This is a genomic window from Nostoc sp. JL31 (genome assembly GCF_017114965.1).
Classification (GTDB): Bacteria; Cyanobacteriota; Cyanobacteriia; order Cyanobacteriales; family Nostocaceae; genus Nostoc; species Nostoc punctiforme_A.
On sequence record NZ_JABXKO010000097.1, the window covers coordinates 53409 to 66273 of the forward strand.

General features: G+C 41.4%; 8 protein-coding genes. 4 read left to right on the forward strand and 4 right to left on the reverse strand.

The annotated features are described in order from the left end of the window. Nucleotides 1-154: 154 nt before the first annotated feature. Both HWQ43_RS23650 and HWQ43_RS23655 read right to left on the reverse strand, forming a co-directional pair. Nucleotides 155-5632: a translocation/assembly module TamB domain-containing protein gene (locus HWQ43_RS23650; RefSeq protein WP_366932889.1), complete on the reverse strand. Its 5478-nt coding sequence runs from the start codon at nucleotides 5630-5632 to the stop codon at nucleotides 155-157. Between the two features lie 716 nt (nucleotides 5633-6348). Beyond that, on the reverse strand, nucleotides 6349-6546 hold the full coding sequence (locus HWQ43_RS23655; RefSeq protein ID WP_292738420.1) for a hypothetical protein: 198 nt from the start codon (nucleotides 6544-6546) through the stop codon (nucleotides 6349-6351). A gap of 694 nt (nucleotides 6547-7240) precedes the next feature. On the opposite strand from HWQ43_RS23655, the gene HWQ43_RS23660 reads away from it, so the two are divergent. Beyond that, entirely contained in the window at nucleotides 7241-8497 is a 1257-nt protein-coding gene (locus tag HWQ43_RS23660) for a DUF4912 domain-containing protein (RefSeq protein WP_292738421.1), read from the forward strand. Between the two features lie 85 nt (nucleotides 8498-8582). Continuing rightward, the gene (locus HWQ43_RS23665) at nucleotides 8583-9509 is read left to right on the forward strand and encodes a phosphodiester glycosidase family protein (RefSeq protein WP_292738422.1); all 927 of its coding nucleotides are present in this window, start codon (nucleotides 8583-8585) and stop codon (nucleotides 9507-9509) included. A 148-nt stretch (nucleotides 9510-9657) separates the two neighbouring features. On the opposite strand, the gene crtR is transcribed toward HWQ43_RS23665, so the two are convergent. Beyond that, complete coding sequence (gene crtR / locus HWQ43_RS23670) at nucleotides 9658-10719, reverse strand: beta-carotene hydroxylase (protein WP_292738423.1); 1062 nt, start codon at nucleotides 10717-10719, stop codon at nucleotides 9658-9660. Nucleotides 10720-11239: 520 nt separating this feature from the next. After that, on the reverse strand, nucleotides 11240-11365 hold the full coding sequence (locus HWQ43_RS23675; protein WP_292738424.1) for a hypothetical protein: 126 nt from the start codon (nucleotides 11363-11365) through the stop codon (nucleotides 11240-11242). A gap of 97 nt (nucleotides 11366-11462) precedes the next feature. On the opposite strand from HWQ43_RS23675, the gene HWQ43_RS23680 reads away from it, so the two are divergent. Together HWQ43_RS23680 and HWQ43_RS23685 are read left to right on the forward strand one after the other, a co-directional pair. Beyond that, nucleotides 11463-11885: a lysozyme inhibitor LprI family protein gene (locus tag HWQ43_RS23680; RefSeq protein ID WP_292738425.1), complete on the forward strand. Its 423-nt coding sequence runs from the start codon at nucleotides 11463-11465 to the stop codon at nucleotides 11883-11885. Between the two features lie 340 nt (nucleotides 11886-12225). Next, on the forward strand, nucleotides 12226-12459 hold the full coding sequence (locus HWQ43_RS23685) for a hypothetical protein (RefSeq protein ID WP_292738426.1): 234 nt from the start codon (nucleotides 12226-12228) through the stop codon (nucleotides 12457-12459). Nucleotides 12460-12865 lie beyond the last annotated feature (406 nt).

Genomic DNA, 12865 nt, shown 5'->3' on the forward strand with positions numbered 1-12865 from the left:
TGATGAAAATTATTGCTCGTCAAAGACGGCGATTCATCGCGTCTTGCCTTAACCAAACAGTATTGAGTGATATCCTTGATATCCTGTCCAGGTAATTAGTTAGTTTATTGGCCAGCAATGCGATTGTGTTGGCTGACAATGCCAATGTAGCAATCTAAAATCGAGTTTCATACTCAACTTGAAGTTGATTGTCATCCCCCACATCAGTTGAGCCTCGCATCAGAATTTCGTCATTGACTCGATAGAGGACATTGAAACGGAAAGAGTCATCGCTAGAAAGAGCGCGTGATAAAGAGGCAGAGAAATTTTTATTAATATCAAACACACCTTCCGCTGATAAATTAAGAATTGAAGCTCTTGATGCTTTTGATTCTTCATTATTAATAGATGGAGTCGGAAATATCCGAAATTCACTGAAACCAACAGCCTGTCCGATCGCAGTGATAGTTCCTTGTAAACTACCTAAAATGGTAGAACTAGCGAAATTAGTCAGTCCTTGTCCTGCATCTGCTTGACCGAAAGAACCTAGAATTGAGCCACCCAGCAAAGCAACTATTTCTCCCTTACTGCGGCTAGGTTCGCTCGTCAGTTCTAGATTGTCACCCAATTTACTAGCTGGCCCGTTCACCCTAGCTTGAACGGTAACGCTACGTAAAGTCCCAAAGTTATTGACAGAAACATCGCTGACTTCAGAAGACAAGGGTGATTCCAAAGTTTGAGTGTTCCTTGCTGATGCTTCCGGTACAATTGCGGTCAGTCGGACATCCAAAGTCGGGTCAAGTCCTTGACTTGGGGTAAACCGCGCAGTTTGTTCATAGCCCCGCGCCAAGGTAAACTCAGTGGAAAATAAACTCAGTCGTCCTCCTGTCAAACGAATGACTCCTTCAGGAAGTGGTTTGGCTAATGTACCATTGATAGTTAAGTCGCCTTTAGCGTCAAAGCTCAATAAAGGCTGACTTAATGCTGCTCCTCCTGGTACAAAGCTGAGTAGAGACTGAGTTGTAACCCGAATATCTTTGTCTAAAATCAACTTTAAATCTGCAAACTCTACAGGTAAATTGGGTGGAGTTGCGACGCTAGTGCTTCCGTCTGCTGTCGCCACTGGCTTACTGCTTCCGTCTACTGTAGCTACTGGGTTAGCGCTATTCTCTGCTGTCGGTGTGACGTTAGGGTTAACCTCTTGTCTATCTAAATTTATGACGTTAGTGTTAGCCTCTGCTGTCGCTGCTGATTTTTTAGCAGTAGTAGTCGAGTTGCCAATAATTACCTGACCATCACTCAGTTTAATCTCTCCACCAATTACAGGTTTTAACGCTGTGCCGCGAATCACGACATCGCCACCAACACCGCCTTCATACAGTCCTGCAAGCTTAAAGTTGAGTTTGTCTGCTATTGATACTGTCAGGGGATTGGCTGCGGCTTGTTGAGCATCAAAAATTGGCAAGATACCTGATGCAGTTACTTGCCCTTGATTGTAATTACCTTGGATATTTTCAACGCTTACCGTACTACCATTAAATTGCGCTGTTCCTGTGACATTGGTTAGAGGTTCAGATAGGGCTTCAGCGCGAAAGGTCGCATTATTAAGTGTGGCATTGCCGTTGATAATTGGTTCATTTAAAGTACCTCGAACATTTAAATCTACTTTTCCTTGACCATCTACCCAAGCGACTTGATTGTTGGTAAGCAGATTTAACAGTGCCAATCCTTCATTTTGCACATTGGCGTCGATGTTGATTTGATTGCTATCAGGTTGCACTTTGGCAAAAGGCAAAGGAGCAGGTACGCTACCTGTAATTGCAACTGGCTGCGTTCCTGTTACTAGTAAGGTACTATCAAAAGTTAAGCGAGCTTTGTTGTAATCAAAGTTCACCTCTCCTGTTTGCACAGGTTGTTTGTTAAGAGTCGCATTTGCTAGCGTCACTTTGCCTTTCGCACTAGGGTCTTGCAAACTACCTGCTAAGGTGGCATCAGCATTTACATTACCAGTGATATCTACGGGGTATTTTTCGATAAAAGGCTCTAAAAGTGATAGAGGTAGACTGGCTACATTCAATTTTCCAGATAGTTGCTCAGTTCCTAACTGTCCCGAAAAGGCCACTAGTCCTTGATTAATCCCCACACTCAAGGGCGAAAGTGTGACGATACCATCGGCAAAAGTCCCTTGAGCAACGACTTGATTGATGGAATAATTACCCCATTGCCAATTAGCACCTTGAAAATTAAAGCCGACATTCAACCCAGATTTTAAGGAGCCATTGGCTGTAATTGCTCCGCTTAAAGCACCTGTTAATTCTGCAAGGCTGGGCAAAGATGGGGTTTGTTTTTTCTCTGCTTGCTGTTCTTTGGCGTTGGCGTAGCCCGTCGTAGACATCGCTGCTGTAATATTCGAGAAATATGCTAACTGTGTTTTCAAGTCTGCATTCGGCAAACTGATAGATTCAGTTGGCAGTGCTTCTGCACCAGCTAACATCGGAGGCTGCAACCCGGTACTAAAGTCTTGAAAGTCGAAGATATTAAACGCTTGTAAAAGTCTTTGGATTTTGGCTTCGGCAAAATTAGCTTGGAATTGAAATTGCGGGTCATTCCCTGCTTGCACATTACCACTGAGAGCGATGTTGCTATCGCCAATCCGCAATAGACCATTAGCCAAGCTAGCAGTTCCATCGGCATAATTGATGCTGCCGCGAAATTCATCTGCTGCGACTCTGGCAACGCGAGGTGCTGCGATCGCCACATCCCCCGCAATGGCATAATTATTCAGATTGACAACTAAATTACCCGATAATTGCCCCCCCAGAGGTTTCAATTGATTGTTAGGTAAAAAGCCGCCAACAAGTGCGATGGGAAACTGTTGGGCGTTGATAATCAAGTTATCTCCCTCAGTTCTACCTGTAGTAACTGCCTGATCGCGTTTAACTAAAAATGAAGTGGGACGATAATCTGCGCCTAAGTTAAGGGCAATCCGATCTTGTTTCCCAGCTAATCGCAGACTTCCTCCTTGTCCGCCTTGAAAATTCACATTTCCGGTTAAAAGTGGGTCAAACGCCAAGTTACTTACATTGAAATTCCGCAGTCGGATATTCCCATTAGCTTGCGGTACATCTGGAGTTCCTGTAACTTTCCCATTAAAATCAAGTCGCCCTGCTATTGCTACGTCCCCAGGAACTTTAAAGCCAGTATTTTGTAAGTTGAAATTTCGCGCCAGTACATTTAAATCAAATCCCGCAATTTGGGGTGCGCCAGTTGGGGGAGACTGAATAGCGATCGCACCATTAGCACTAAATCCTGCGGTACTTGCGTTTTCAACGATAATCTGCTGTCCATTCCACTGAAATTTTGCGGTAACAGGTTTTGCCAGCTGCGCTACTCCTTGGGGAAGGCTGATTTGTCCGGCGGCGCGAATATCCGCAAGTTGGAAAGATTTTGTTGTGCCAGCTAACTGAATATTGCTATTCAGCCGTCCTCGCAATTGTGGTGAGAAACGACTGAGTTGAATTTGAGAAGTTTTGACAGTTCCTTGCCAGCGTTGTTGTGCAAGTTGACCTTGAGCTGTGATTGTCCCACCTGCGACGTTCACAACCGCATCGGGAAAGACGATATTCTCTCCTTGTTTGGTAACAACAACTCGTCCAGTAGTGGGATAAGTTGCACTAGGCGCTTGCACCCGCGCGACTGTTTGCAGATTGCTCAGAGTGCCGGAAATATCGGCATTTGCCGAGACATTCCCAATGGTGATGGAAGGTGAGGAATTGTAGGCTTTGGCGATCGCATCCCCTGGTATATTTTTTGCTTGGACATTCAATGCCACCCTACCTTGAGGTGCAAGCTGAACTCGTCCGCTAGCTGTGACTTGCCCTCCCACATCTGGATTTGCTTGAACGCGAGAAATATTGACGTTTAACGGTGTACCCAGAGAACCAGAAATTTTAGCGTTCGCTGATATACCACCAATATTAATGGGAGTTGAAATGCCGTAACCTTGAGCGATCGCATTTCCTGGGATACCTTGAGCTTGAATATCTACGCCTACTTCACCTTGGGGAGCCAGTTGAATTTGACCATTAGCGGTGATTTTCCCTCCGGCTGGCGGCGTTACTTGAACATTGGAAACATCAAGTTTCAAGGGCTGTTTGCGAAGTGAGCCAGAAATTTGGGCTTTTGCTGAAACATTCCCCACTGCGATCGGTAGAGTAACGCCATAGCTTCGTGCTAGTATATCTCCTGATATGCCATCAGCTTGAGCATTAAATATTACCCCATCTTTGGTTCCCAGATTAGCTTGACCACCGCCTGTAATTTGACCACCTGCTGCGGGGACTATTCTCAAATTGGAGACAGTAAGTTGAGATGCAGTTTGAGATGCATTCAAGCGGAAATCAGTATTGATGGTTTTAAATTGAACGCGGTCAACTTGAATTGGTTTGGTGTTACTTACCGTACCATTGACGACTGGTTGTTGAAGTGCGCCTAGTATTTTAATATTTGCTTGAATTTCGCCACTAGCTGGGACTGACGAATTTACTTTCAGGGTATCTAAGATATTTTTTGCACTAACTGGTCTGATCTGAGCAGAAACATTAAAACCTGTTTGGCTATTAATTGTTCCATTAGCCAGAATGGGAATTTTCCCAAAGCTCGTACTCAGATTATCTAAAGTAACTGTCTGACCCTGAAATAGAAATTTCCCATTAAAATTAGAAATCGGCTGAGGAATATTTTGAATTTTAGCGGTGACTTGATTAGCTGTAGCTGTTCCCGTAATTGCGATATCTGAAAGTTTGGGTGGAATCTGAACCCCTAAATCAGCATTTAAATATCCTGCTTGCAGAGCGATCGGTAACTGAATTAATCGAGTGATATCAGATGCTAGTAAATTTTGTGCTGAAAGCTGGAGGTTAGTTTGTTGAGCTTTGAGTTGGGTTTCGCCAACAATTTTAACAGCGCCTCCCCTAGTGAGTTGAGTATTAAAGTCATAACCAATCCTTTGATTTTGATCGGAAAATCGGGCAATCCCATCAACTCGATCTAATATGACTGAGCCTTTCGCTTTAGTCGGTGCAGTGAATGGCATCAACTCTATATTGCCATCTTGAATTTGAAGTGACTGCAACTCAGTTTGAATAAAGCCTTGTCCCTCCCCAGCCTTAACTTGGGCTGTCACCCAACGACCATCTTTATCCTGTTGAACATAGACATTGGGTTGAACTAAGGTGACATTTAATGCCAGTTTTCGGCTAAGAAGGAGTTGCAACGGTGAGAACTGCACCTCCAAAGCTTTAGCTAGCACCCGATCTTGATCGCTGGGAGTAACTGGTATCGATAGAGAGCTAAATCTCAGACTAGAAAGCGAAAAACGTTCAACGTTCCCAACTTTTACTGGACGCCCCAGTAATTGCTCAAGATTTTGCTGTACTAACGGTGCTAAATCTGTGTATACATAGTTTCTAGCCCACCAAGCACCAACTATAATTCCAACTAGCAAAACCCCACCCAGAGCCAAACTGGTACGTCCTAAAAGCAGGAGCCACAGACGACGATTGGATGGTTCCTGATTGTTTTCTGAATTTGGCGATCGCTTCATGATTGTTACCAGTACCAGTACTTTTTTCTGGAGTGAGGCTAGAGACAAATTAGTTAGTTGTATCCGCAAGTTACAAAATATGGTTTCACAATATCAGGAATTACGCAAGAACTTTGCAGCAAGTTGCTTCTATTCATTAGATGAGACTGCACCAATAAGACGCATTTGCGGTGCGTCTATGTTATTTCATAATTTCGCGTAATTCCTGAATTTATTTCGATTAATAATTTATCACCAGACATTAGTTTTATTGGTCTTAAAATTTGGAAACTTTGCTGGTATTAGGAAGATTATTTAGAATTTTATCTGCGTCTTCAAAAGAATTGGTATGTATATTTCTTTCAGAAATTAGGTAACATTTTATGATTAAATTACTTTGCGATCGCACCTGTATATACGACTCTGGTTATAAAATTTAACTTTTGTAAAATCTAACTTAGTATAGATGACAAGAGTAAATAATCTTAAGTTAGAAGTAATGTAGAGTGGAAAGTCCCTTTCTAAAGCTGGATTTAGCGCCCCGAATAACACGATGCAAATACTAAATGAACGCACTTACAAAATATTCGTGAATAAAACTTAGGCTTACGTCAAGTTCTCAAAGAATTTTATTCAGTAATTCATCAACTAAAACTTGAGACTATGACTGTGCTATTAAATATCAACACGCTGGAAATATATCAAGAAGAATTAAATAACAAAATTCCCGACTTCTCTAAAAAGTTGGGAATCTGAGCTTTTCGATTCATCTTTTGCAAACCCAATCATTCATCAGTTGGATCGTCAATCATTTCCGGTACTAAAGCTGGGTTACTTTTACGTTCTTGTGGTGATTGCTCTCGAATAACATCGTCTATTCTGGCAGGGTGTTTAATTTTGTCCAATACCTCTGGACTTAATTTTGGCTCATCACCTTCTGGATTAGACTTTTCAGCCTGACTAGGAACTGTTTCCTTATTCATAATTATTTCCTTAAACCCTAAACTTATAGCCCAAGCTTAAGTTCTCCGATGGTCGGGTACACACTATCTTGGGACTTAATTTTACATAACGGTGGGAAGAAAGGCGATCCAACGAAACAGAATTTAGGAGTCAGTCGCCAGAATGGGCTAAACCTTAGCTATCCGCTAACAGAATGAATTTTGCAAGAAAGAGTGGATAGCGCAGCCTAAAGCCTTAAAGGGACTCATAGAGAGCATCTTGATTCTGACGCCTTGGCGGAGTGTCTCCGTCTCCCAATAAGTGTGGTTTTTGGCTGACTCAGAGAGCAATGTCATGAAAGCTTGATATTGCTGCCATTACTCAACACATAAACCAGCCCTAATGTTATGAAAGCATGACAATTAGATCCCAGAAGGGCTGATAAATTCGTGAAACAGCCAAAAAACCCACCTCTTACCCCTTGATCCCTAGATATGCTTAGTGGTTAATATTGACTTAACAAATAGAAATCCTCCGATCCCAAAGAAATGCTGATTTTGGCATCATAGGGAATTGAAAGGATGTTGGCTCAATTTAAAAACAGATTAAAAAACTTAAAAACTGGGCAAAACCAGGAGTCAGGATAAAAAATTCATCTGGAATGGATGAGATTTTACATAGCATTCTTTAACCAGGGGAAATCATTTACCGCTTAAACTACTGGAGGCCAAATTAATGGCAAAAGAACGCCCGCCACTAGAGGAGATGACCTTACGCCAACTACGCAAAGTTGCTAGCGAATATAGCATCTCTCGCTATAGCCGAATGCGTAAATCACAACTACTGGCATCAATACAAGAAGTCCAGCGTAGCAAAAACTTACTCAGTCCATCTCGTTCATTGGAGGCACAAGAAACCGTGGAAGCTGCAAAGTTTGAATTAGGTCAGGAAGATCGTACTGGTGGATCTTTAGCTGATGTTGATGAAGGACTGGCAGATTTGCCCTCTGGCTATGGTGAAAGCCGGATTGTACTCTTACCGCGCGATCCTCAATGGGCTTACACTTACTGGGATGTTCCCAATGAACACAAAGAGGAACTGCGTCGTCAAGGCGGACAACAACTGGCACTACGGATTTATGATGTCACCGACATCGATATCGAATACCAAAGCCCACATAGCATTCAAGAATATCCTGCTGATGAACTAGCTAGAGAATGGTATCTACCAGTTCCAGTTAGCGATCGCGATTATGTAATCGATATCGGCTATCGTGCTGCTGATGGTCGCTGGTTAGTACTAGCTCGTTCTACTAAAGTACATATTCCTCCCGTCTATCCTTCTGACTGGATTGAGGATGTCTTCATCACTGTAAATTTTGAAGAAGATTTACGTGGCAAAACTCAGTACGAACTAGTTCCCCCTGCCAAAAAGATTGCAGCTACTGCCAATGGCAATGTTGGTAATAATGCTGTGAATGGCAACCCCATCTACGAAGAAATATTTGGTTTAGCAGAATCTGCCGAATCACTACGAGTTGCTGGTTCTATCTTCGGCTCCCAACAAGGTGCAGCGCGTCCTGAACAAGCCATTAGCTCCTACATTTTCCCATCGGGTGTGGGTCTGTGGGCAACTCCTACCGTGTCTGGCTTAACCGCTTCCGGTGCAGGTATGTCAGGTGTTGGCTTCTCGGCTTCCGCCGTACCAGTGCGTCCGCGCCAGTTCTGGTTAATTGCCGATGCTGAGTTGATAGTCTACGGTGCAACCGAACCCGATGCTACTGTAACCATTGGTGGCCGTCCAATTAAGCTAAATCCAGATGGAACATTCCGCTTCCAGATGTCCTTCCAGGATGGTTTAATTGACTACCCAATTTTGGCTGTAGCTGCTGACGGTGAGCAAACCCGCTCAATTCAGATGAAATTTAATCGTGAGACACCATCTCGGAATACTAACACCAAAGAAGAAGCTGTTGTAGAATGGTTCTCTTAAGTTTTGGCTCTGAGATTGACTCCAGACTGAAATTTTAAATTATTCCCCGCTATAGTAATTCTGTAGCGGTTTTTTTTGTATTATTATGTCCACAAAAAAATTATTTTTGTTATTTATCTTGATAATCAGTGCAAGCTTATTATCAGGTTGTCAAAAGATTGAAGCAAATTTAGTCCCAAAAGCGTCTAAAAGTTGCCCTGGCAAAGATGCCAAGTTCAGTATTGATTTTTTTAAAACCAATAATCAAGGTAAAAAAAATCCTAAAGGTATTAACAATGTAATTATTTTTAATCCCAAATCAGCCGAATTAGATTTCAAAGTTAATGTTGGTCTATCTCATAAACTCTACGCCAAAGATAGTAGAGGTAAACTGCGTAAAGAATATGTAGCAAAACAGTTTCATGAACTCATCGCTGATGAGAATGCCAAGTTAAACGGACAGCTACCCATTGCCGCAATTAATGCCGACTATATAGATACTGAGGATAAACCCCAAGGCTTAAATATTTCTCGTGGCGTAGAGTATTCAGGAGCATTTAAAAATAAACGTTCTTCCTTTGGGATATCAGGAGGTACACCCCAGCAGCGACAGGCTACTATTCAAGCTGGTAGAAGAACGAACGATATTCTCAATTACAATTTAGTGGGCGGTAATGGCAGATTCTATCGTCAGGGTAAGTTTAAAGATATTTGTCAAGATTTGGGAGAATTTGCTTGTAAAAATGCAACTAATCGCTCTCTAGCAGCTATTACCAATCAAGGCTATGTAATCTTATTAGTTAATGACTTGAAAGCTAATTCCGAGATTGAATTATCTCAATTTAATCAAGAGTTACTGCCAGATATGTTTGATAATGTCTTAGAAGGTATTGCTAGCAATAACTGTTTAGGTAAGATACAAGAAGGAATTTTATTTGATGGCGGCATGTCTCCAGGATTGTATTACAACCAGAAAACTTATGTAGAAAACCTTGGGCCGATTGGTTCAGTTTTTTTGATTTACAAAAAATAAAATAGTTATAATTCCCACAGTTATTGCACCCCTCCCCGATGCTTTGGCGGGGTGGGGTGATTCGGGTTTAATAAGTCATTAAGCTGACTTTATATCATTGGTTCTTTACAAATGACCAATAATTAATGACTAATTCACTAGTTAATGCTTATTTACGACTTTGGGATTCATCTTGATTTTTAGTTTTTTGATGAGAAAAGCGAATTCCTACAAAGATGTCGTAAATAAACTCTAAAAAGTCTTTCTTTTGCAGTAAGCCTGAAGTTTGATAACAACCTTTTTCATCTAACAAAGGTTTCATCAGATAGTATGTAGACTGATATTTGTACCAGGGAATACAAGTCCATAAATGATGAATTAAATGGTAGTTCTGACCTAAAATTAGGATGTTAAGAATTGGGCTGGGGTATACACGAGCATTTTTCCAGCGATCGCGTTCAACAAAGGGACGATGGGGCAAATAATCAAAAAACAAGCCCACTATTAATCCCACGATACCAGAAGGTACAACCCAAAAATTGAGAACATACATTAAAAAATGATACTGAACTGAGATATAAACAATTGCAACAACAATTAAGCGGCTAATTAACCATTCCCATAGTTCATATTTGCGCCACAGTCGTCGTCGAAAGAAAAACACCTCGTGGGACAAGAATCGAAATGCAATCATCCACAGCGGGCCACCTGTAGAAACAAAATGATCTGGGTCATCTTTGGGATCGTTGACATGAGCATGATGCTGCAAATGTACTCGTGTAAACACTGGGAAAACGAACCCTAGCATCAGGGCGCTACCATGCCCTAGTATGGCATTAATTACTCGATTCCGGTGGGCAGATTGGTGACAAGCATCATGAATTACTGTTCCAGCACAATGCAAGGCAATAATGTTAGAAACAAAACACAGCCAGTCTGGCCATTGCCAAAGCCAGTAACCGCAATGAGATGACACCAGCACTGTCACAGATGCAAAAAACAGTAATAGTGTAGGATTGAAATCACCAGGAGGCGCTAACAATTCCTTCGGTGGAGCTTTCAGCAGTTTTTGTGCTTTTGAAGTTACCGTTCTTACTTCTGTATCTACTACGTCTTTAAAGATGACTTCCAAGTTGTTGCCATTTAGCTTTTTATAGTCATCAACGGCTGGGTCGATGATGATTAGGCTTTTGTCCGGGATGTCAAAAAAATTAGGATCTAAAGAGGCCATAATTTTCCTGGTCTTGATTCGTTGATAAAATGGGTTTGAAATCCCAAACTCAGCCAGCACAGAATAAATTTCTTGCCCCGATTAGAGAGATGAAAAGATTGGAAATTTAGCCAATACTCTTCTCTATTCAAATTAGGTATGGACTGTAAGAGATAGGGAATAGTAAAAATTTTGAATTCCTTGCTACACTACACACATAAACAAAATATTTGATTTTTCATTTCGGGAGTTGCTCCTGTTACTCATAATGCCAGCGACAACGGCATACATAGATTTTGGTTTGATATCGATATTTATCGATTTGCCCAGTCAATGTTTTTTGCGATGTGCTGAAATTGTGCTTTGTTATTGATTTTGTAAAAAACAATTTCCAACAATATAAAGAATACAGTTATTTGAACGATCAATGCAAGAGTTTTGTCAGAATTTGACGTATAATAAAAATATTTTCGACACAGATATCATACTTTTAACAAAAATGCATATTTTATTTGCTTAAATAAAAAAATCATCTTTTTTCCTAACTGATGCAACTAAGTATATATACTAGCGATCGCTTATCTCCTTTCGATTCCATACAGTTGCTGTCTTCTTCTTTTAGCCAAAACTCCATCCCTGGAGTGTACTGGTAGCCAGAATGAAGCATGAGACTTGTTTGTGGAGCATACCACTTCCTACTCTGATTCTGAGTTCGAGGCTATCAAAAATATCAAATTTCTATACTTAACAACAAAAATTTTGCTATGCGTCAATTATTACTAGTTTTGTCAAGTATACTAACTCTCAGCAGTTTAAATCCCTCCGCCATGACAATAGCAGGCACAACGCCGGATTTATCTGAGATGCGCTTAGTTCAAAAGTTAAACTGCAATAATCCTCAAACGCAAGCTGCAATTAATGAATGTACCAAGTTGTCTTATCAGAATGCAGATAAAAAACTGAATCAAGTTTATCAACAATTGCTATCTATATTAGAAAGACCTAGAAAACAGAAATTGATTGCTGCACAACTAGCATGGATCAAGTTTCGAGATACCAATTGTGAGTTTGAGAGAAGCAGATATGAGGGCGGAAGTATTGCCTCTACCATTTATTTTGGTTGTTTGGAAAATACCACAAAACAGCGAACCCAACAATTACAAGAATCTCTCAAAACCGATCCTTAAGCTGAAGCTGAAAGTCAATCTAGACGAAGCTTTTAGAGATTAGACTTCTTGCATAGATCAAAAGCCCTCATCCTAAATTCCTCTCCCCAGCTTGGGAGAGGGACTTTGAAATTTTTATTTGTGCAAAAGGTATATTGAGTCATACCAATTCTCTATGAAGTTGCACTTAATAACGAGATGATGATATAATTCCATCCACAAATAGAAGCGTAGTTTACCGCCGTAGGCATCGCTTCTGCTGAGATGGAACCCTTGAACCTGTTTTAACTTCCGTCTTAATTCATCTTTAGGCCCCTCGCTTGTTCACCATCAAATTTTCTTAGCACCTTGGTATCAAGAAATGGAAAAGTATTTAGTCACCAAAGAAGAGATTGAGTCTTATGAAGGACTAGAAAAAACACATTTTCTCAACTCCAATGCTCGCAGACTGAATAAGTCTTTAGGAGATTTGACAGGTTTAAAAAATATCGGTTTCCACATCATTGAAGTAGAGCCTGGACGTGAATCAACGGAGCTTCATATGCACTATCACGAAGAAGAGTGGTGCGATTCGTTGATTAGTGAATCACGGTAAACAGCCCGTAAATAACTAATCCAGCCCGACAGCAGATTACTGTCATTAAAGGCTGAACTCTCGGTCAGATGCAAGTGCAAGTCTTGCCATTCAGACTCAGAATTGACTCCTTACCTGCCCACACTGACCGACTCGGTTTCTGGAGGGTGAAGCTGGGAACAGGGCGCAATCAGACGACCGTTGCGGGTTGACACTGGCGCTAACAGGGAGTTCCTATGATGAAACAGAGCCTATAAAAACGACTAACATCGGGGCAAGGGCGCAACATAAAACCCCTGACCTTACTGGAGGTTATTCCCGCCGAACACCACTCTAGTAGCGGCAAGAGTCCAGGGAATCCAGTAGTCGCAGTGGCTACATCTAACGGAACAATCAATCTCTCCGAGGGAACGAATAAAAACGAGTT